Source organism: Desulfovibrio desulfuricans, assembly GCF_024460775.1.
Lineage (GTDB): Bacteria > Desulfobacterota > Desulfovibrionia > Desulfovibrionales > Desulfovibrionaceae > Desulfovibrio > Desulfovibrio desulfuricans_E.
Map to the genome: position 1 here is coordinate 268,184 of NZ_JANFYZ010000004.1, position 19,452 is coordinate 287,635.

Below are 19,452 nucleotides of genomic sequence, written 5' to 3' on the forward strand. Positions count from 1 at the left end.
TTTCACCGCGCTGGCGGCCTGTACGCAACGCACTTTCAGGAGACGCAGCTCTATGGATATACGCTTTCAGAATCTCGGACCGGAACAATGGAAAGGGGACGTTCTGCTGGCCCCCGTCTGCCAGGACGAAGCCCTGCTTGAGCAGGTTCCTGAACTGGACAAGGTTGCTCCCTGGCTGGTCATAGCCCCTGCCCTGCGTGACTTCAAGGGCAAGACGGGCGAACTGGCCCTTCTGCACGGGCATCCCGACCTTTCCGTTCCCCGTGTGCTGGCCGTGGGCCTTGGCCCGAGGGAAAAGGTCTCCACCAGCGACATCCGCAAGGCCATTGCCGCCGCAGTGCAACTGTGCCGCAAGCAGGGCTACACGTCCATAGTGCTGCCCGAACCGGCTCTGGCAAAACTGCCCGGAGGCCGCGAACGGCTGGTGGAAGAATGCGTATGCGCCGCCCAGCTTGCCCTGTACCGCTTTACGGCCCTCAAAAAGGCCGATGAGGACGAAACTGCCGATCCGCAGTGGCTGGCCGTGGCCTTTGACGGCCAGGAAGTGCCGGACGCCGCCCACGCCGCCGCCCGCAGGGGTGAAAACGCCGCCTGGGCCGTGAGCCTGGCCCGCGACCTTGCCACCACGCCGCCCAACCTGCTCTACCCCGAAATGCTGGCCCAGAAAGCGCAGGAACTGGCGCGCGAAAAAGGTTTTGCCTGCACCGTGCTGGACGAAACCGATCTGGAAAAGGAAGGCATGGGCTGCCTCATGGCCGTGGGCCAGGGTTCGGGCCGTCCGCCCCGCCTCATCGTGCTGGAGCACGCTCCTGCCGGGCATGAACAGGACAAGCCCCTCGTGCTTGTGGGCAAGGGCATCACTTTTGATACGGGTGGCATCAGCCTCAAGCCCGCCGCAAACATGCACCAGATGAAGGCCGACATGACCGGCGCCGCAACGGTGCTGGCCACGGTGGCGGCCCTTGCGCAGGAAGACGCGCCCCGCCGCGTGGTGGGCCTGCTGGCCTGCGCTGAAAACATGCCCGGTGGCCGCGCCATGCGCCCCGGCGATGTGGTGCGCGCCGCCAATGGCGACACCGTTGAAATCCAGAATACCGATGCGGAAGGCCGCCTTGCCCTGTGCGATGCGCTGGCCTATGCCCAAAAAACATGGGTTCCGGCTGCTGTGGTTGATATTGCTACCCTCACCGGGGCCTGCGCCGTTGCGCTGGGAACCCAGCTTGCGGGCCTGTTCAGCGACGATGCCGACCTTGCCGAGCGTATCCGCGCGGCAGGCGGCGCTTGCGGCGAAGAATACTGGCCCCTGCCGCTGTGGAAGCCCTATGTTGAATCGCTCAAAAGCGAAGTGGCCGATATTTGCCACATGGGCCCGCGCGAAGGCGGGGCCATCAACGCCGCGCTCTTTTTGCAACACTTTATTCAAGAGGGCGTGCGCTGGGCCCATCTGGACATTGCCGGGGTAGACTGGGCCGCCAAGGCCACACCCCTTGCTCCGGCAGGGCCCACGGCCTTTGGCGCGCGTACGCTGCTCGATCTCGCCAGGGGAGGCGTATAATGAAGGTATTTCTCATCGGAGCCGGACCCGGCGATCCGGGCCTGCTGACCATCAAGGGGCGTGACGCCCTGGCCGCCGCCGATGTGGTGGTATACGACGCCCTGGCAAACGACAGCCTGCTCTCTTACGCCCGCCCCGATGCGGAAAAAATCTATGTGGGCAAGGTGGCGGGCAACCACGCCCTGCCGCAGGATCAGATCAACGCCCTTCTGGTGGACAAGGCCAAGGAAGGCAACGTTGTGGCCCGCCTGAAAGGCGGCGACCCATATATCTTTGGGCGCGGCGGCGAAGAAGGCGAAGAGCTGGCGGCTGCAGGCATTCCCTTTGAAGAAGTGCCAGGCATCAGCAGCACCATAGCCGCCCCCGCCTATGCGGGCATTCCCGTGACTCACAGGGATTTTGCCTCTTCCGTGACCATTATCACCGGGCACGAAAATCCCGACAAGCCAGGCTCCGTGCACAACTGGGAGGCCCTTGCCGCCAGCGCCTCCACTCTGGTTTTTGTGATGGGCATGAAAAACCTGCCCGACATCGCCCGCAACCTGCTTGAAGCCGGCATGGACCCGCACACTCCGGCGGCGCTTATCTATCGCGGCACCACGCCCTACCAGCGCAGCCTTGTGGATACCCTGGCCCGTCTGCCTCAGGCTGCGGTAGAAGCCAAATTCACCAATCCTTCGGTCATTCTTGTGGGCAAGGTTGCCGGCCTGCGCGACACCCTTGGCTGGTTTGAGAAAAAGCCGCTGTTTGGCCGCAGCATTGTTGTGACCCGCGCGCGCGAGCAGGCCAGCGGCCTCGCCCAGAGCCTTACGGCGCTGGGGGCCGAGGTCATCCAGTGCCCCACCATTGAAATCAGCCCTCTGGCCGATTATGCGGAACTTGACGCGGCTCTGGGTAATCTTGCCAGCTACCGCTGGGTTATCTTTACCTCGGTCAACGGCGTAAAGCACTTCTGGCTGCGGCTGGCAAAGGCGGGCAAGGACAGCCGCGCGCTCGGCAACTGCAAGGTGGCCGCCATCGGCCCCGCCACAGCCGATGCCCTGACCGAGCGCGGCATCACCCCCGATTTCATTCCCGAGCGCTACATGGCCGAGGGTGTGCTTGAAGGGCTGCTGACCCTTGAAAACGGCAACGTGGCAGGCATGCGCTTTTTGCTGCCCCGCGCCGCCAAGGCCCGCGAAGTGCTGCCCGAAGAACTGCGCAAGGCAGGGGCCGTGGTGGACGTTATTTCCGCCTACGAAACCGTACCCGCCGCGCACAAAAGGGACGAAGTGCTCGAGCGCATCAACGCTGGCACCCTGAACTGCGTGACCTTCGGCTCCTCCTCCACGGTGGAGAACTTCCTCTCCCTTATCCCGGCTGCAATCCTCAAGATGCACCCGGAAGTGAAGCTGGCCGCCATCGGCCCGGTAACGGCAGAAACGCTGCAAAAAAACGGCCTTACCTGCAACATCATGCCCATGGATTACACCATCCCGGCACTGGTGGACGCCCTGAAAACGTACTTTGCGAGATAAGACATGCCCCTGAATATCGCCATACTGGCCTCCGGCAGCGGCACTAACGCTCAGGCCATGATCGACAAGGCCGCCCAGGGCGTGCTGGACGTGAACATTGCCCTGATCGTCTGCAACCGCCCCGGTGCGGGCGTTGTGAGCCGTGCGGAAAAGGCGGGCATTCCCTGCCTTGTACTGGATCACACAAGCTTTCCCGATCGCGCGAGCTTTGACGCCCGTATGGTTGAAGCCCTGCGCGAAGCCGGGACGGAGCTTGTGGTGCTGGCGGGCTATATGCGGCTGCTGACCCCGGTATTCCTTGAGGCATTTGCCGGAAGGGTCATCAACATCCACCCGGCGCTGCTGCCAAGCTTTCCCGGCGTGCACGGCGGTGCCGATGCCGTCAATTACGGCGTCAAGGTTTCCGGCTGCACCGTGCATTTTGTGGAAGAAAAGGTGGACAGCGGCCCGGTGCTGATTCAGGCCGTTGTGCCGGTCAACGCTGGCGAAAGCGAGGACGACCTCATGAGCCGCATCCATGTGATGGAGCACCGCATCTATCCTCAGGCAATCCAATGGCTGGCTCAGGGCCGTATAGATGTGCAGGGGCGGCAGGTGCACCTCAAGCCCGGCAACAGCCCCCGTGCGCCGCACGATGGCGACTGGCTCGTATGGCCGCCGCTGGAACAGGGGTTCTAGCTGCTGCCAGCATAAGCTCTTGAACGACATGATGAGGAGGCTCTTTTATCAAAGAGTCTCCTTTTTTTGACTGTTCTCAAAACATGCGGCGCTGAAAGTTCCGCCGCGGCCCATCCTTGTACCCGCCGCCCCGACCGATTTCATTACTTACAAAAGTTTCAAAACTTACAAATCAAGAATCCGCGTTGCTCTGGCGCGATTTGGTGTGTTATTTTTCACTATCAACAGAGCATACTTTTATTCTTTGCTCAATCAATCAGTTTTTTGCCGTCCTTTCCGGCACAAGTAATTTCTTGCACAACCGCTGGAAATGACGGCAAATCCACCTACTTTTGAGGAAACCCTTATGACGCAGCAGTTTACCCGCAGAAAATTTCTGCAATCGGCCTGCATCACCATCAGCGCGCTGACGGTGAACATGAGCGGCATTGAAAAAGCTCTTGCCGCAGCCGCTGGTGTCGGCCCCCTGGCCACCTGCGACATCCTGATCATCGGATCGGGTGGCGCTGGCCTGCGAGCCGCCGTGGCAGCCCTGCAAAAAAATCCCAAACTCAACGTGGTTGTGGTCAGCAAGTGCATGCCCTCGCGCAGCGCCACCTGTATGGCCGAAGGCGGCATCAACGGCGTCACCGATTTCAGCAAGGGTGACTCCTACGAGCTGCACTGCTTTGATACCGTGAAGGGCGGCGACTATCTGGTTGACCAGGAATCCACGCTCAAATTCTGCGAGCAGGCAGGCCCCGCCATCCTTGAACTGGATTATCTGGGCATGCCCTTCTCGCGCACGGCTGAAGGCAAGGTCAAGGCCCGTCCCTTTGGCGGCGCGTCCAAGGTGCGTTGCAACTACTCCGCCGACAAGACCGGCCACATCGTTGCCCACACCTGCCTGGACGATGCCCTGAGCCACGGCGTCAAATTCCTCATGGATCACGAGCTGCTTGACGTGGCCGTGGATAATGGCCGCTGCGAAGGCGCCGTGCTGCGCAACATCCGCACCGGCGAAATCGCCCCTGTGCGCGCCAAGGCCGTGGTGCTTGCCACCGGCGGCTATACCCGCATTTTCTGGAACCGCACCTCCACACCCTACATTGCCACAGGAGACGGCGTAGCCGCTGCCCTGCGCGCAGGCATTCCCTTTAAGGATGCCGAAATGGTGCAGTTCCACCCCACGGGCGTGGTGCACGGCGGCGTGCTGATCACCGAAGCGGCTCGCGGCGAAGGCGGCTACCTGCTCAACAACAAGGGGGAGCGCTTCATGAAGGACTACGCCCCCGCCAAGATGGAACTTGGACCCCGTGACATCGTGGCCCGCGCCATCGAGACGGAAATCCGCGAGGGTCGTGGCTACGGACAGGGGCTGGAAGCCTATGTGCTGCTTGACCTGAGGCACCTCGGCAAGGAAAAGATCGTCCACGATCTGCCGCAGATTCGCCACGTGGGCAAGCTTTTTGAAAATATCGACCTTGTGGACAAGCCCATGGTCATCCGCCCCACGGCCCACTACTCTATGGGCGGCATTGACGTGAATACCTTTGACGACATGGCCACGGTTGTGCCCGGTCTGTTTGCCGCTGGTGAAGCTTCGTGCGTGTCCATCCACGGCGCAAACCGCCTTGGCGGCAACTCGCTGGCCGATGCGGTGGTGACGGGCAAAATCGCCGGTAACGGCGCGGCGGCCTTTGCCAGCCATGCCGATTTTGGCGCGGGCAAGCGCCTCACCGATCTGACCGCCCGCTGGCAGGATCGCTTCCGCAACACCACCAACGGGGGCGATGCCAAGCAGATGTACGCCATCCGCGAAGAAATGGGCGCACAACTCTGGGACAACATGGGTATTTTCCGCACCCAGTCCAAGCTCGACACCCTGAGCAGCACCCTGGCCGACCTGCGTTCGCGCTACGACGCCCTGCGCGTCCCCAACGCCAACCCCGTCTACAATACGGTGTTCACCGAATATGTGGAGCTGGGCAACATGCTGCAACTGGCCCAGGCCGCCTGCCTTGCCGCCTCAGAGCGCAAGGAATCGCGCGGCGCGCACACCCGCGAGGACTTCCCCAAGCGTGACGATGCCAACTTCCTCAAGCACAGCATGGTCACCATGGACGACAGCGGCAAAATGCGCATGGGCTGGAAAGAAGTGGAAATCACCAAATTCAAGCCTGAGGAGCGGAAGTACTAATGCCCACCATCATCATTGACCGCTTTGACGGCAAAAACAGTTTTGAGCAGAGCTACAAACTTGATCCGGCGGACGTGGCGGGCAAGACCGTGCTCAACACCCTGCTGTTCATCAAGCAGACCCAGGATCCCACGCTGAACTTCACGGCCTCCTGCCGCTGCGCCATCTGCGGCGCGTGCGCCGTGCGCGTCAACGGGCATGCGGTTCTGGCCTGCGACACCAAGATGGACGACCTCGCCAAAACCTATGGTTCAGACACCTTCCACATCTCGCCCCTGGCGAACTTCAAGGTTATTTCCGACCTGGTTGTGGACTGGGAACCCGCCATGGAAAACCTGCGCAAAGTGCATCCGGGCATGGTGGCAAAATCCGAATTCTCCATGAAGGAAGGCTGCCGCCAGAACCAGAAGGAATTCGACCGCATCATCAAGCAGTGGGACTGCATCCTCTGCGGCGCGTGCGCCTCTGAGTGCAACAAGCTCAGCGCCGACCGCAGCGACTACATGGAACCCTTTGTCTTCACCCACGCATGGCGCGTGGCCAACGATTCGCGCTCCAAGGATCCCCTGCTGCACGGCAAGCCTGCAGTGGCGGGCGGCCTGTGGAACTGCGTGCATTGTCAGGAATGCGCCAGCCGCTGCCCCAAGGGCATCAGCGCCGCCGACGACATCGCCGGCCTGCGGGCCATGGTCATGGCCAAGGGCATGACCGACGGCGTTGGCCCGGCCCACGCCAAGTCGTTCTACACCGATCTGGTGGAAAATTCCGGCCGCCTCAACGAAGTGCGCCTTGCCCTGCGCACCGAAGGCATCAGCACCATTGCCCGCGCGGGCATGGCTGTGACCCTGCTGCGCCAGGGCAAGATGAACCCGCTTGAGGCCTTTGGCGGCGAAACCATTGAAGGGCATGATGCCCTGGTGAAGATGATTCAGGCGGCCCATGCCGCAGAAAAGGAGTAGCCGTATGCAGACCGAATTCGCCTTTTTTCCCGGCTGCGTGCTGACTCAGGCCGCCAAGGAATCCAAGATGGCTCTTGAGGCCGTGGCCCCAAGGCTTGGCATCAAACTCAAGGAAATCCCCGGCTGGAGTTGCTGCGGCGCTTCCCAGGCTCAGGATGTGGACCCCGTGGCGACCCTGGTTGCCAATGCCCGCAACATTGCCCTGGCCGAAAAAATGGGCCTGCCCGTGCTGACCTCGTGCAGCACCTGCCTGCTCATGCTGCGCCGCGCCAAGGCAGAACTTGACGGCGGCAAAAAGGACCGTATCAACACCTTTCTTGCCAAGGGCAACATGACCTATCACGGCACCAGCGAAGTCACCAGCCTGCTCTGGGTTCTGGCGCAAAACGCCCAGACCCTCAAGACCAAGGTGACCAAGCCGCTTACGGGTCTTAAAGTGGCGGCTTTTTATGGCTGTCACAGCTTGCGGCCCGAATCCTCCCTTGGCTTTGAAAGCTCGGTGAATCCCTCGAGCTTTGAAACCGTGGTGGCCGCCCTTGGCGGGCAGACGGTTCCCTTTGCCAAGCGGCTGGACTGCTGCGGCTTCCACGCCGTGTACCCGGCGGAAAAATCCGTCATGCGCATGACCAGCCAGATTGTGGACAGCGCCGCTACCTCCGGCGCGGCCTGCATCGTAACCCCCTGCCCGCTCTGCCAGATGCAGCTCGACATTTATCAGGAAGCAGCGCAGGATATAGCCAAGTCAAAAGCCCGTGTACCCGTGCTGCACCTTTCGCAGCTGGTGGGCCTTGCCCTGGGTATTCCCGGCAAGGAACTGGGCCTCGACTACAACGTGATTGACGCCACCAAGATGGGCTAACCAGCCCTTTTCATAGTGACAAGAGGCGGCCCCTACCCCTGGCCGCCCCATGCGCGCCCCCTCTCGTGTCCCTACCCGAGAGGGGGTTGCGCGTTAAACAATCGCAAACCGTTCAATACAAGAAGGCCCTCTCCCATTGACTGACCAATGGGAGAGGGCCTTCAACATTTTCAGCGATAAGCGGCGCTAGCCCCAGGCTTCAGTCACCAGATCATACAGTTTGACGGAAAGCACCTTGAGGTCGGGCTTGGTGTACTGCACATCAGCCCCCACAACCGCGCACTTCTTGGCCAACGCCTCGTTGATCATGGAAGAGAAGATGGCCACTGGCAGTTTTTTAAGGACTCTTTCTTCCTTGATGTGTTTGCACAGGGCCAAGCCGTCCATACCAGGCATTTCAATGTCAGTGATGACACCGTGAACGAAATCGGAAATGGGGCGATCTTCGGCTTCGCAGCGGTCGCGCAGAACCTTCAGGTAATCCCAGGCTTCCTGGCCGTTGACCTTCTGCGTCACCGTGAAGCGGCCTTCCTTGTTGAGCAGGTCAAGCAGCAGGCTACGGATACTGCTTGAATCGTCCACGTGCAGGATATTGTAGGTCTTTTCACCGCTGTGGCGCATGTCTGAGGCGTCAAAGCGCATGGCCATGGCCGGATGCAGTTCGGCTACAATGGCTTCAAGATCCAGCAAAAAGATCACGCGCTCTTCCAGCCGCACCACGCCCGTTACCGAGCTGCGGCTCACATTCTGCAAAAACTGCCCCGGCGCTTCCACGTCCGTCCAGCTCAGCCGATAGATGCGGTTGACCCCCGACACCAGAAAGCCCGTACACACGCCGTTAAATTCGGTGACGATAACCTTGGCGTCTTCGTTTTCAATGGGCCCGCTGCCCAGAAACTGGGCCATATCAATCAGCGGCACCACACGGCCATTGCGGTGCAGAAACGCGCCCAAAAGTGCTTTATGGCGCATTTCCGGCATGGCAGTCACTGGCTGGCGACGGCCAATTTCAACCACCTTGGCCACGTTAAGGCCATAGTGGGCTTCGTAACCGTCCTGGTTGACGAAAAATTCCACAATTTCCAGCTCATTGGTGCCGGTTTCCAGCAGGATGTTGGTCTGCGCCATGGAAATGCTCTCCGTTGGGCCGAAGCCCGTTAATGTCGGACGGCAGACCTGAACTTGTTTGCTGCCAGCCGGTGAGCGAAGCTTACGCTGACTCTCTTATCGGTTGCCAAGTGCAAATATTTAGCCATGCAGGCCGAAAAGACAGTTTTTTTCATATTTTTCTGTTTCGCACAAAACGGGGAACATATCAAACTGAGCGCATTGGCATTGAAAATACCGTCATAAATCAGGTGCAAAGCCAGCTTGCCAGCCGTTTATATTCCCTGAAACAACCGCGTTGACATGTAGCGTTCGCCCGTGTCGCAGACAAAGGTAACAATATTCTTGTCCTGCATTTCTGGCCGCGCCGCAAGATCAAGGGCCGCGCGCACGTTGGAGCCTGTGGATATGCCCGCCATGATGCCGTTTTCCATGAGCAGACGGGCGGTTCTTATGGCTTCCTCGCCGTCCATCTGGATAATCTCGTCCAAAAGCGCACGGTCAAGGATGGCTGGCACAAAGTCAGCGCCAATACCCTGAATAAGATGAGGGCCGGGTTTGCCGCCCGAGAGCACCGGCGAGGCGGCTGGCTCAACGGCAACCACCCTGAAGCCGGGGATGCGCTCCTTGAGGTACCTGCCCACGCCAGTGATGGTCGAGCCGGAGCCAACGCCCGCAACCAGCACGTCCATCTTGCCCACGCTGTCCTTGAAAATTTCCGGTCCGGTGGTCTTGTAGTGAGCCACCACAGCCTGTGGATTGGTAAACTGGCCAAGAACAAAGGCATCCTGTTCTTCGGCAATGCGCTTTGCAGCGGCCACAGCGCCGCTCATGCCCTGTTCCGCCGGGGTGAGTACAAGCTCTGCGCCCAGCGCCCGCAGCAGGTTGCGGCGCTCAACGCTCATGGATTCGGGCATGGTCAGTATGCAGCGAAAACCACGTACCGAGGCAACCAGAGCCATACCAATGCCCATATTGCCGCTGGTGGCCTCCACCAGCACCCCGCCCGGTTCTACGCGCCCTTCTTCCAGAGCTTCGCCAACAAGGTGAAAGGCCACACGATCCTTGATGGAACCGCCGGGATTGCGGTTTTCAAGCTTCAGCCAGACCGTGCCGGGCAGGTCGCGTGAAAGATCAAGCCGCAGCATTGGGGTGTTGCCAATGGTTTGCAAAATGCTGGTTAACATGAAAACATATGCCTCACAGTAAAAAATGCCAGGAAATCCGGCTCGATGGCAGATATTCGCTTTACAATGGAAAAGTTTTGCTTAACTCTTTACACATAACCATAGAAGAATCCGTTCACATTGGCAATTTTCGTTCTGGCCGCCCCAACAGCCCATCCAGGGAGGATACCATGAAGATTCTGCAAGTGACCACTGTGTTCATAGCCCTTGTTATTGCACTTTCCGGTGGGCTTGCCCACGCCAAGGCAGACACAGTTGCGCTGTATACCGAAGCCGTCATGACAGGCGACATCCCGGCCCTTGAAACCCTGTTGGCCCCCAACTACTGGCATATCAACGCCAACGGGCACATTGAGGACAAAGAACACTTCATCAATACCATCAAGAACAAGGAACTGGTCATTGACCGGCTGACCTTCACCAATGCCCGCACTGCCCTGATCAGCGACGCCAAGCTCATCACCGGCACAGGCTACCTCAAGGCCAAGGCCACGCCCGCGCTGCCCGAAGGCCTCATGCGCATTACCGTGGTGGTCATCACCAACAAGGGGCGCGAACAGGTAGTGCTGTTCCAGGCTACACCTGTGATCGCCACCGAAGACTGCAATGACGGCAACTGCAAGATCCAGTAAGGTTAAAAATACATATTGGCCCGCACAGGGCCATCAGGCCGGGAGCAGATGCCCCGGCCTTTTTGTGCGGAATTGATGAATGGGCAGAAGAATAAAAAGCCGCCCCTGTCAGCAGGGGCGGCTTTTAAACGTAACCCGGGGTATGGCGGGGCCGGATTTCGCGTGGTGGGAAAGATCACGACAGTTACAACTCTGCAACTGAATTTTTTATATTAGCGGATGTTTCTGACCAGGGAACCCCCAGCAATTACTTGAGCCAGAAGCGAACCCTAGGCAGGCGAAACTTCAAAGTTTGCCGCCACCTTCACCCTGTCGCCCACAATGGCTGCCGGGATGTTGGGGCCAATACCAAAGTCGCTTCGATTCACCTCGCCAGTGATGCTGAAAGACTGCGTTTCCTTGTTATTGATGGGGTTGGTGATGCGGTCGCTGGCTGTGATGTTGAACGTCACTTCTCGCGCCGTACCACGCATTTCGAGCAGACCAGTGATGGTTCCGGCATGATCCGGCCCAAGGCGCACAGACGAACTCTGGAAGGTAACTTCGGGGTGCTGCGCCACATCAAAAAAGTCCGGCGAGCGCAAATGCTCATCGCGCGCATGCACGTGTGTATCAATGCTCACAGCCTTGGCCGTCATGGTAAAGACCGCGTCAGAAAGGTCGCCCTTGGCGGTTTCAAGGTCAATGGCAACGTCTGCAAACCTGCCGTTGATGTCGGTAATCATGAGATGCCGCACCACAAAACCAAGGTGCGAATGGTCGGGATCGTTCTTCCAGGTAGCCATAACAACCTCCCGCTTAGTGCAGGTTGGGCTCAAATCTATATTACTGGTTTTAACGGCAACACCTGCCGAAAAACATACGTTCAAGCTATGGATTTTAGTTAAGGCTCCACGCTGCCGAGTCAAGTTGTTCCAGATGATTTATCAAAAAAAATTGCGCCACTGCCCTTGTTAGTGATACGCAGGCAGTGCGGGCTGTTCTGCGGCAGCCCTGAAGCTTGCCGCAGAACAACCCGCCAACAGTAAAATACTGTTGCAGCCTAGAACACGCCCGGCAAGCCGTGATCCCGCAAAGCCGCATCACAGGAACCCAGATGGTAGGTGGTGTGCGAGGCCAGCATGGCAATCATGGCCGCATAGGTCAGATCCCGGCCAATCTTTTTGCTCACGCGCTCCTGCACCCTGGTCAGGTCGGCATTGGAAAGCGCAGCAAGCCGTGCGTCCACTGCGGCCTTTACGGATTTGCCGTAAGCCTGCATGGCTTCTTTGCTCACAACAGCCTTGCCCTGCTCCTTGAGCATAAGCACGCCAATGTCGGCTGGCGCAGGCATAAAGGATTCATCATCTTTTTCAAGAATAAAGAAGTTCAGCACGGCAATGGCGTGGGCCACCTGTTGCCACACAGGCCAGCCGCCGTTGGTTTCGGCCCAGATATTTTCGGGGCAGATGTCCATAAACTGGGCCAGCAGGGCCCAGGAACGCTGATAGGGTTCTTCAAGGGCGGCAACGATGTCTCTGGACATGGCTTTTCCTCTTTTTTTCAGGTTTGGTGCACAGCTACCTGTGCGTAAAAGGCCGCTCAAACACAAAACCGCCGCAGCGCCGCAACTGCGGGCATACGGCGGTTCCATGCTATAGCGTTGCAGGGCAAAGCCTGCCGCGCCATTTATTCGAAGCGGCTTGCCCCGGTGATCAGCACCATGTCGGTGGGCACATTTTCATGAAAGCCCACGGTCTTGGTTTTAACCTTGGCAATTTTGTCCACATTCTCCATGCCTTCGGTCACTTTGCCGAAAACGCAGTAACCCCAGCCGTCAGGGGTGGGGGAGCTGTGGTTGAGAAAATCGTTGTCCACCAGATTGATGAAGAACTGGGCAGTGGCGCTATGTGGATCGCGGGTGCGGGCCATGGCCAGGGTGCCGCGCTCGTTCTTGAGGCCGTTGTCTGCTTCGTTGGTCACAGGCTCGCGGGTGGTCTTTTCGTCCATGCGCGCGCCAAGGCCGCCGCCCTGAATCATGAAGCCGGGGATAACGCGGTGGAAAATGGTGTTGGCGTAAAAGCCGTCATCCACATATTTCAAAAAATTGGCAACGGTTTGGGGGGCCTTGTCGGCATAAAGCTCCACAAGAATGTCGCCGGAGGAGGTCTCCAGCAAAACCGTAGGATTGTCGGACATGGGTGCTCCTTGAATGGTTATTCTGCACAGCGGGCGTTCCCCCGCCATTGGCGCGAATATAGGGTATGGAAGCGCGGATGACAATGCCCGTTTCCCGGTATAGGCTTCGGAGCATGAACCGCAAGACTTCCAAGCCCCAACCGGCAACACTGCCGGGCATGCCGGAACAGGCCGCTGCCAGCACGCATCTGCCGCCCCAGAATCACCTTGGCGACCTGCAAAACTCCCTGCTCGACTGGTTTGCCGCAAACCAGCGCCGCCTGCCGTGGCGGGTCAACTACACGCCCTACGAAGTATGGATTTCCGAGGTCATGCTTCAACAAACCCAAATGGAGCGGGGCGTCAGCTACTTTAACCGCTGGATGCAGCGCTTCCCCGACATAGCAACTCTCGCCGCCGCCAGCGAGGAAGACGTGCTGCGCCAGTGGGAAGGCCTTGGCTACTATTCACGCGCCAGACACATCCTGACCGCCGCCCGTAAAATCATGGCGGAACACGGCGGCGTTTTTCCCTCGGAGCTTGAAGCCATCCGAGGTCTGCCCGGTGTTGGCCCTTACACGGCAGGCGCGGTGGCAAGCATTGCCTTTGGTGAAAAGCTGCCATGCGTGGACGCCAATGTGGAGCGCGTCATTGCGCGCATCTTTGATGTGGACAGCCCCGTAAAGCAGAACCCGGCGGCGGGCATCATTCACCGCTGGGCCTTGCGGCTGGTGCCCGAGGGCAGGTCGCGGGAACATAATCAGGCCATGATGGAGCTTGGAGCTCTTGTTTGCGGCAAAAAGCCACGCTGTGCAGAGTGCCCCCTGGCCCGGTTCTGCATCAGCCTGCATCTTGGCATCACAGACCAGCGCCCGGTGCCCGGGAAGCGAGCCACCATCACGCCCGTTAACGCCGTGACCGGGGTTTTATGCTGCGGCAACAGAATATTTGTGCAAAAGCGCCCGCCTGCGGGCGTGTGGGGCAATCTGTGGGAATTTCCCGGCGGCCGGGTTGAGCCGGACGAAAGCCCGGAACAGGCCACAGTGCGGGAATTTATGGAAGAAACGGGCTTTGCCGTGCGTGTGGCGGCACAGCACGGGATTATCCGGCACGGATATACCACCTACCGCCTGACGCTGCACTGTTTTGGGCTTGAGTTTGACAGCGCGGACGCACCAGACTCGCAGATAACCCCGCCGCTGCCGCCGGTGCTTTCCGCCGCCACCGAGGCTCGCTGGGTCACGCCGCAAGATCTGGACGCCCTGGCAATGCCCGCTGCGCACCGCAAGCTGGCGGACAAGCTTTTTGCTATTGGAAAAGACAGCGCTGTCGCCGCAAATACGGCTGCACCCCGTCAGACAAATCTGCCCCTGAAAAAACCATAGCAGACCGCTGAAGGTATTCTCTCCAAAAAACAGGGGCGGGCCTTACGGTCCGCCCCTTGCGCTATTAGTCGGCAATGACCGAAAGCACGGTCTTTTTGGGGTTCTGTTTGCAGACCTTCATAATCTGGGTCAGGTTGTTTTCCACAGCGTTGACATCCAGGGTCGTGTCGCCGGTTTTGGCGCTGGCATAACCATCAAGCCAGAAATAGAACATGGTCATGGTCTGGGCGTCCAACTGCACAAACGAACTGCAAGGCAGCTTGCCGAAATCTATCTTGTCGCTCTTTGCCGAGGCAGTCATGGGCAAGGCAAGCACGGCCGCCAGCACGATTGCAAAACATACTTTTTTCATCTTGCACTTCCAGTGTTACATGTTTCAGGACGCACAACAGGCAGCATAAAGAGCACTATGAAGCATGATCAGATCCATTGCAGTAATGTCTTGAATCTGGACAAAAAGAGAACTTAGTACTTTTTATCCAATTATATTCGAGTCCTGCACATTTAAATATACGCCAGATCGGCACTCTGTTTAACCAGACACCACGTAAGGCATATGTCCACATTACTCCAGATGCTGCCACGGTATAAAAAACACTCCCTTATTTTTTATATTTTGTCGATATGCTGTCATAAATTCAAATATATTCGAAAATATAATAAGTCTTGTGACTTGTTGCATCAAAAAAACACAAATTCCAATATCTGCCAATAAATCGCATGTGATAATTTACAATTCACACAAATCCGCCAAGTACATTACCACATAAATATAAAATATTCTACATTGCAAAAGCATTGCCCAGCCTGTTTTACTTCTCCATTCTGGTTGTTGCCAGGCAAATACTTAAAGATTGATTATATTTTCAACTCACTTGTACCCATCAACAAGAAAACGCGGCTTCTCAGCCGCGTTTTCTTAGCTCGTCCCCAAGGGGGAAAAAGTGCGTTTACGCCTAGTTGCCGGATGCCCCCGGAACCATCTTTTTGCGTTCCATAACCTTGGCTACGGCTTCGGCCAGCCCGCCGAGCGAGGTTTCCTTGTAGCGGGACTGCAAATCAAGCCCGGTGCGGTACATGACCTCAATAATATCATCCAGCGAGATCACCCGCTGCCGCCCGTCTTCCAGCCGCGACAACTGGGCGCAGTTGACCGCTCGCTCCGCGGCCACGCCGTTGCGTTCGATACAGGGAATCTGCACCAGCCCCCCCACAGGATCGCAGGTAAGGCCGAGGTTGTGTTCCATGCCGATCTCCGCCGCCACTTCCACCTGTTTGACGTTGCCGCCCGTAACCGCGCAGTACGCGCCAGCAGCCATGGAGCAGGCCACGCCAACTTCGCCCTGGCAGCCCACCTCCGCGCCGGAAATGGACGCATTGAGCTTGTAGAACAGGCCAATGGCTCCGGCAGTGAGCAAAAAATCACGGGCGCCGTCATCCGTCGCGTGGGGGTAAAAATTCAGATAATACAGCAGCACGGCCGGCACAATACCCGCCGCGCCATTGGTGGGCGCGGTCACAATGCGCCCGCCTGAGGCGTTTTCTTCCGCCACGGCAAAGGCGTAGAGCATGGGCCACAGGCTCAGGTCGCGCCGCCCGGCTGCCTGCAGGGCGCTGACCTTGCGCAGCAGGTTGGGCGCACGGCGTCGCACATTGTACCCGCCCGGCAGCACGCCGTCAGTATAGCAACCGCGTTCCACGGCTTCACGCATGACGTCTATGATGGCAGTTACGCGCTCGCTGACCTCGCTTTCAGACCGCCAGAATACTTCGTTGGCCATAACGATCTGCGCGATGGTCTTGTTTTCGCGGGCGCAGATGTCAAAAAGCTCCGAAGCCTTTTCGTACGGATAGGGGGGCGCGGCGTACAGTTCGCGCGGGCTGTCAAAATCATCGTCCGTGCGGATAAACCCGCCGCCGATGGAATAGAAATTCTTGGAGTATATCAGCTCGCCGTCGGCGCTGAAGGCCGAAAGCGTCATGGCATTGGAATGTTTGGGTAAAAATATGCCCTTGTGCTGACACACATCGCGCTCAAAATTAAAAGGGATGGTGTAGGCACACATGAGCACAAGGTCGGCATTGTTTTGCAGATCTGCAGTACGGCGGGCCATATGGGCAATGTCCACCTCCTGCGGTTCTTCCCCCTCAATGCCTGCCAGCACGGCCCCAATGGTGCCGTGCCCCTCGCCGGTGAGCGCCAGTGAACCATAAAGCTCCACCTTTACCCGGCCTACCAGAGGCAGCATGCCCAAAACGGCAAGTTCGCCCGCAAAGGCCTTGCCCGCAATCATGGGGCCAATGGTATGGGAACTGGACGGCCCTATGCCGATCTTGAACAGATCAAAAACGCTGAGCATGGCGCTCCTCCCGCAAAACACATGTCAAGGCGCAATGCCTTTGCCGCAACATATCCCGTAATGGTCACAAGACACAAGCGCTTAGCGAAAACAGCCCTACTTTCTGAGGGCCGCGGGGCTTGCCCCGCGCAGGGCAGCGGCCTTGTCCGCCACGCGCTGCATGAACTCAAGCAGATTTTCCTTTTCCTGCGCGCTGAGCACGCTGGTCACGGCATCATCCCATGTTGCAATAACTTCCATTATCCGCGGGTACAGCTCCCGTGCCCGCTCGGTGGGAAAAACCGCGGCTGTGCGCTTGTCCCCAGGATTGACCTGCCGCCGGATAAGCCCTTTCTTCTCAAGCTGGGCCAGAGTGCGGGCAACGTTGCTTTTGTTCACGCAGATACGTTCGGGCAATTTGTCCTGAGTGATGCCAGGGTCGCGGCACAGGTTGAGAATGAACAGATACTGGCTGCTATTGATGCCAAAGGGTGCGAGTGCGCGGTTGAGATACATGTAGTAATGCCGGTTGGCCAGCGTGATCCATTTATAGACAAGTTCCATGACATATTCCTGTGGCTGGTTGTCAGCAGACTCTGCAAGCCTGCGCCCTATGGATTGCAGCAGTCAGCACCGCAGGAAAAGGCTACGCTTGTGGTGCTTGCCTTGACAAGTGCAGGGGCAGAGGGTCATAAATCGTTGCGAGCGCAACGAACTGCCTTGAACCCTGTCAGCGAGGCCAGATCATGCCCATGAAACACCGTCGCCTCCACGCAGCCCAGCAGACTGATGCCAGTTTGCGCGAGGCCCTTGCCGCCATTTGCCGGGGCAGCTTTTTGGTTGTCACCTGCATCAACATGCTGTTGATGACGGACTACTATCTCATTTTTGTCACGGGCACGGCCCATGTGCAAAAAACCTTTGGCACCAGCCTGAGCACAGCGGGGCTGACCTCCGGAATCATGGTCATCGGCTGCCTTGTGGGGAGATTCCTTACCGGCAACCAGCTTTCCACATTTGGGGGCAAGCCCTGCCTGCTGGCAGGGCTGCTGCTGTTCACCGCGAGCATTGGCGGCCTTTTTATGGTGGATTCGCTCCCCATGCTTTTTGTACAGCGCTTTGCGGCCGGTTTTGGCGTGGGCGTGGCCGGAACCGCCACAGGAGCCATTGTGGCTTACGTTGTTCCTGTACGTTTTCATGGTCTGGGCATAGGCCTTTTTACCATGAGCGCCGCTCTGGCGCTGGCCCTTGGGCCATTTTTGGGCATTTTCCTTTCCCTCAGGTACGGATACCACACCCTCATGCTGCTCAATGCGGGCATCAGTCTGCTGTGCCTGGGTATTTTCTGCTTTTTGCGCAACCTGCCGCCCATGCGCCACCCTGCGCGCCCGGTATTGAGCCTGTACAGCTATATTGACCCGCGAGTGGTACGCTTTTCGCTGGTGGCTCTTGCCGTATGTCCGAGCTATGGCTGCATACAGGCATTTTTACCTTCTTTTGCGGCGGAGCACGACCTCACGAGCACCGCCAGCATATTCTTTTTGTGTTACGCCGGGGCGGCCTTGCTTACGCGGCCCCATAGCGGCCGCCTGTTTGACCGACACGGCGAACACGTGATTTTGTACCCCGCCCTGCTGCTCACGGCTCTGGCCCTGTATGTGCTTTCGCGCGCCGAAAGCGCAGCCGCGCTGCTGGGCGCGGGGCTGCTGCTGGGCGTGGGCTTTGCCAACTTTCAGTCTGTGGGGCAGGCGGTATCCCTCTCGCTGGTTTCACGCTCGCGCTATGCGCAGGCGACCACAACATTCTACATATTCTTTGACCTCGGAATCGGCCTTGGGCCTTACATATTCGGCCATCTTATCCCCTCAATGGGCTACAGCGGCATGTATCTGACCCTGAGCATCGTAGTTTTGGCTTCTGTTGGTATATATCGCCTTGTCCACGGTGGACGGACGCGCTGAACCGGGGGGATGGCGCAGGGGTGCGCAAGCTGCGGGCTTGCCTCTTTTTTCCTCCGGTTGTAGGCTGATGGATAAAGATATTTCCCAAGCCACGAGGAATACATGGCAAACAAAAAGCCCAAAAAAAAGTCCGCAGATACTCCCACGGCAGTGCAGCCTTCCGCGCCCGCCGACACCACATCCACCCCGGAAACAGCCCCCCAGGCTGAACAGCCCCACGGCATCAGCAAGGTCAGCAAGGGTGTTTTTTTTGTAGGCATCGCCGTGGCCCTTGTGCTGGGCGTCTATGTGGGCAGCCTTGTGCCGTCAGTGTTCACGCAGGAGCCAGCGCAGCAGACGCCCGCAGGCCAGACGCAGACGGCCTCGCAGCCTTCCGCTCAGCCTTCCGGCCAGGCCAAGCAGGACAACCAGCCTCCCATTCCGCCTGAGCTGGCAGCCAAAATCGCCTCCATGGAACAAAATGTCCTTGCCAACCCCAAGGACGCGCATAACTGGACAGACCTTGGCAACCTCTATTTTGACACCGGCCAGTCGCGCAAGGCCGCCAGCGCCTACGAACGTTCTCTGGCTCTTGCGCCCGACAATGCCGATGTGCTGACAGACCTTGGCATCATGTACCGCGAGCTTGGCGAATACGACAAGGCCGTGACGAGTTTCCGCCGCGCCTCCAGCGTGAACCCCCGGCATGAAAACGCCATGTTCAACGAGGGCGTGGTGCTTTACTTCGACCTCAAGCGCAAGGATGACGCCATGAAGGCATGGCAACGTCTGCTGGCAGTCAACCCCGCTGCGCGCGCTCCTGACGGGCAGTCCGTTTCTGACGTAATCAGAAACCTGCGCTAGGTGCAGCTGCGGCTAAAAGCCGTCCCAGCACGACAAACCGCCCCCTGCATCGGATTTGGAGGCGCATTCGCGCCTGAAGGGGGAAAGACCATAG

18 protein-coding genes are annotated in these 19,452 nt (G+C 58.5%); 10 read left to right on the plus strand and 8 right to left on the minus strand.

Annotated features, from left to right (window positions below):
- Positions 1 to 52: 52 nt before the first annotated feature.
- From NE637_RS07025 to sdhE, 6 genes are all read left to right on the plus strand, one after another.
- Positions 53 to 1,555: a leucyl aminopeptidase gene (locus NE637_RS07025; RefSeq protein WP_192113236.1), complete on the plus strand. Its 1,503-nt coding sequence runs from the start codon at positions 53 to 55 to the stop codon at positions 1,553 to 1,555.
- On the plus strand, positions 1,555 to 3,072 hold the full coding sequence (gene cobA, locus NE637_RS07030) for a uroporphyrinogen-III C-methyltransferase (RefSeq protein WP_192113180.1): 1,518 nt from the start codon (positions 1,555 to 1,557) through the stop codon (positions 3,070 to 3,072). The genes NE637_RS07025 and cobA overlap by 1 nt, the downstream gene beginning before the upstream one ends.
- Positions 3,073 to 3,075: 3 nt before the next feature.
- The gene (gene purN, locus NE637_RS07035) at positions 3,076 to 3,750 is read left to right on the plus strand and encodes a phosphoribosylglycinamide formyltransferase (protein WP_215647529.1); all 675 of its coding nucleotides are present in this window, start codon (positions 3,076 to 3,078) and stop codon (positions 3,748 to 3,750) included.
- A gap of 346 nt (positions 3,751 to 4,096) precedes the next feature.
- Complete coding sequence (gene sdhA, locus NE637_RS07040) at positions 4,097 to 5,929, plus strand: 8-methylmenaquinol:fumarate reductase flavoprotein subunit (protein WP_227118169.1); 1,833 nt, start codon at positions 4,097 to 4,099, stop codon at positions 5,927 to 5,929.
- On the plus strand, positions 5,929 to 6,888 hold the full coding sequence (locus tag NE637_RS07045) for a succinate dehydrogenase/fumarate reductase iron-sulfur subunit (RefSeq protein WP_227118170.1): 960 nt from the start codon (positions 5,929 to 5,931) through the stop codon (positions 6,886 to 6,888). The genes sdhA and NE637_RS07045 overlap by 1 nt, the downstream gene beginning before the upstream one ends.
- Before the next feature lie 4 nt (positions 6,889 to 6,892).
- Positions 6,893 to 7,747: an 8-methylmenaquinol:fumarate reductase membrane anchor subunit gene (gene sdhE, locus NE637_RS07050; RefSeq protein ID WP_227118171.1), complete on the plus strand. Its 855-nt coding sequence runs from the start codon at positions 6,893 to 6,895 to the stop codon at positions 7,745 to 7,747.
- A gap of 186 nt (positions 7,748 to 7,933) precedes the next feature.
- Here sdhE and NE637_RS07055 read toward each other — a convergent pair whose 3' ends face one another.
- On the minus strand, positions 7,934 to 8,875 hold the full coding sequence (locus tag NE637_RS07055) for a chemotaxis protein (RefSeq protein WP_192113175.1): 942 nt from the start codon (positions 8,873 to 8,875) through the stop codon (positions 7,934 to 7,936).
- Between the two features lie 254 nt (positions 8,876 to 9,129).
- Positions 9,130 to 10,041, minus strand: a complete 912-nt coding sequence (gene cysK / locus NE637_RS07060; protein WP_215647528.1) for a cysteine synthase A — start codon at positions 10,039 to 10,041, stop codon at positions 9,130 to 9,132.
- A 170-nt stretch (positions 10,042 to 10,211) separates the two neighbouring features.
- Between cysK and NE637_RS07065 the strand changes: the two genes are divergently transcribed.
- On the plus strand, positions 10,212 to 10,673 hold the full coding sequence (locus NE637_RS07065; protein ID WP_215647527.1) for a nuclear transport factor 2 family protein: 462 nt from the start codon (positions 10,212 to 10,214) through the stop codon (positions 10,671 to 10,673).
- A gap of 269 nt (positions 10,674 to 10,942) precedes the next feature.
- Here NE637_RS07065 and NE637_RS07070 read toward each other — a convergent pair whose 3' ends face one another.
- From NE637_RS07070 to NE637_RS07080, 3 genes are all read right to left on the minus strand, one after another.
- Positions 10,943 to 11,458 (minus strand): YceI family protein, encoded by a 516-nt coding sequence (locus NE637_RS07070; protein ID WP_192113172.1) that lies wholly within the window; start codon positions 11,456 to 11,458, stop codon positions 10,943 to 10,945.
- A 257-nt stretch (positions 11,459 to 11,715) separates the two neighbouring features.
- A complete protein-coding gene (locus tag NE637_RS07075; RefSeq protein ID WP_192113171.1) occupies positions 11,716 to 12,198 on the minus strand; it encodes a DinB family protein in 483 nt (160 codons plus the stop codon).
- A 143-nt stretch (positions 12,199 to 12,341) separates the two neighbouring features.
- The gene (locus NE637_RS07080) at positions 12,342 to 12,851 is read right to left on the minus strand and encodes a peptidylprolyl isomerase (protein WP_215647526.1); all 510 of its coding nucleotides are present in this window, start codon (positions 12,849 to 12,851) and stop codon (positions 12,342 to 12,344) included.
- Between the two features lie 113 nt (positions 12,852 to 12,964).
- Between NE637_RS07080 and mutY the strand changes: the two genes are divergently transcribed.
- A complete protein-coding gene (mutY, locus tag NE637_RS07085) occupies positions 12,965 to 14,215 on the plus strand; it encodes an A/G-specific adenine glycosylase (RefSeq protein ID WP_275161362.1) in 1,251 nt (416 codons plus the stop codon).
- Between the two features lie 64 nt (positions 14,216 to 14,279).
- Here the strand turns inward: mutY and NE637_RS07090 are convergent, their stop codons facing one another.
- From NE637_RS07090 to NE637_RS07100, 3 genes are all read right to left on the minus strand, one after another.
- Complete coding sequence (locus NE637_RS07090; RefSeq protein WP_192113170.1) at positions 14,280 to 14,567, minus strand: HdeA/HdeB family chaperone; 288 nt, start codon at positions 14,565 to 14,567, stop codon at positions 14,280 to 14,282.
- A 604-nt stretch (positions 14,568 to 15,171) separates the two neighbouring features.
- Positions 15,172 to 16,575: an L-serine ammonia-lyase gene (locus tag NE637_RS07095; RefSeq protein WP_256267626.1), complete on the minus strand. Its 1,404-nt coding sequence runs from the start codon at positions 16,573 to 16,575 to the stop codon at positions 15,172 to 15,174.
- A gap of 96 nt (positions 16,576 to 16,671) precedes the next feature.
- Positions 16,672 to 17,118 carry a MarR family winged helix-turn-helix transcriptional regulator gene (locus NE637_RS07100; RefSeq protein ID WP_215647524.1) on the minus strand — a complete coding sequence of 149 codons (447 nt, stop codon included), beginning with the start codon at positions 17,116 to 17,118 and terminating at the stop codon, positions 16,672 to 16,674.
- 182 nt (positions 17,119 to 17,300) lie between these two features.
- Here NE637_RS07100 and NE637_RS07105 point away from each other — a divergent pair, with 182 nt between their 5' ends.
- Together NE637_RS07105 and NE637_RS07110 are read left to right on the plus strand one after the other, a co-directional pair.
- Entirely contained in the window at positions 17,301 to 18,515 is a 1,215-nt protein-coding gene (locus NE637_RS07105; protein WP_225530016.1) for an MFS transporter, read from the plus strand.
- 102 nt (positions 18,516 to 18,617) lie between these two features.
- Positions 18,618 to 19,358: a tetratricopeptide repeat protein gene (locus tag NE637_RS07110; protein ID WP_227118174.1), complete on the plus strand. Its 741-nt coding sequence runs from the start codon at positions 18,618 to 18,620 to the stop codon at positions 19,356 to 19,358.
- Positions 19,359 to 19,452: the final 94 nt, after the last annotated feature.

Excerpts from the sequence above, each read along its gene's own strand:
- NE637_RS07065 (WP_215647527.1), top strand. The coding sequence starts at position 10,212 with ATGAAGATTCTGCAAGTGACCACTGTGTTCATAGCCCTTGTTATTGCA.
- cysK (WP_215647528.1), bottom strand. The coding sequence starts at position 10,041 with ATGTTAACCAGCATTTTGCAAACCATTGGCAACACCCCAATGCTGCGG.
- NE637_RS07045 (WP_227118170.1), top strand. The coding sequence starts at position 5,929 with ATGCCCACCATCATCATTGACCGCTTTGACGGCAAAAACAGTTTTGAG.
- NE637_RS07090 (WP_192113170.1), bottom strand. The coding sequence starts at position 14,567 with ATGAAAAAAGTATGTTTTGCAATCGTGCTGGCGGCCGTGCTTGCCTTG.
- NE637_RS07095 (WP_256267626.1), bottom strand. The coding sequence starts at position 16,575 with ATGCTCAGCGTTTTTGATCTGTTCAAGATCGGCATAGGGCCGTCCAGT.
- sdhA (WP_227118169.1), top strand. The coding sequence starts at position 4,097 with ATGACGCAGCAGTTTACCCGCAGAAAATTTCTGCAATCGGCCTGCATC.
- NE637_RS07075 (WP_192113171.1), bottom strand. The coding sequence starts at position 12,198 with ATGTCCAGAGACATCGTTGCCGCCCTTGAAGAACCCTATCAGCGTTCC.
- sdhE (WP_227118171.1), top strand. The coding sequence starts at position 6,893 with ATGCAGACCGAATTCGCCTTTTTTCCCGGCTGCGTGCTGACTCAGGCC.
- NE637_RS07100 (WP_215647524.1), bottom strand. The coding sequence starts at position 17,118 with ATGGAACTTGTCTATAAATGGATCACGCTGGCCAACCGGCATTACTAC.
- cobA (WP_192113180.1), top strand. The coding sequence starts at position 1,555 with ATGAAGGTATTTCTCATCGGAGCCGGACCCGGCGATCCGGGCCTGCTG.
- mutY (WP_275161362.1), top strand. The coding sequence starts at position 12,965 with ATGAACCGCAAGACTTCCAAGCCCCAACCGGCAACACTGCCGGGCATG.
- NE637_RS07080 (WP_215647526.1), bottom strand. The coding sequence starts at position 12,851 with ATGTCCGACAATCCTACGGTTTTGCTGGAGACCTCCTCCGGCGACATT.
- purN (WP_215647529.1), top strand. The coding sequence starts at position 3,076 with ATGCCCCTGAATATCGCCATACTGGCCTCCGGCAGCGGCACTAACGCT.
- NE637_RS07105 (WP_225530016.1), top strand. The coding sequence starts at position 17,301 with ATGCCCATGAAACACCGTCGCCTCCACGCAGCCCAGCAGACTGATGCC.
- NE637_RS07055 (WP_192113175.1), bottom strand. The coding sequence starts at position 8,875 with ATGGCGCAGACCAACATCCTGCTGGAAACCGGCACCAATGAGCTGGAA.
- NE637_RS07070 (WP_192113172.1), bottom strand. The coding sequence starts at position 11,458 with ATGGCTACCTGGAAGAACGATCCCGACCATTCGCACCTTGGTTTTGTG.
- NE637_RS07025 (WP_192113236.1), top strand. The coding sequence starts at position 53 with ATGGATATACGCTTTCAGAATCTCGGACCGGAACAATGGAAAGGGGAC.
- NE637_RS07110 (WP_227118174.1), top strand. The coding sequence starts at position 18,618 with ATGGCAAACAAAAAGCCCAAAAAAAAGTCCGCAGATACTCCCACGGCA.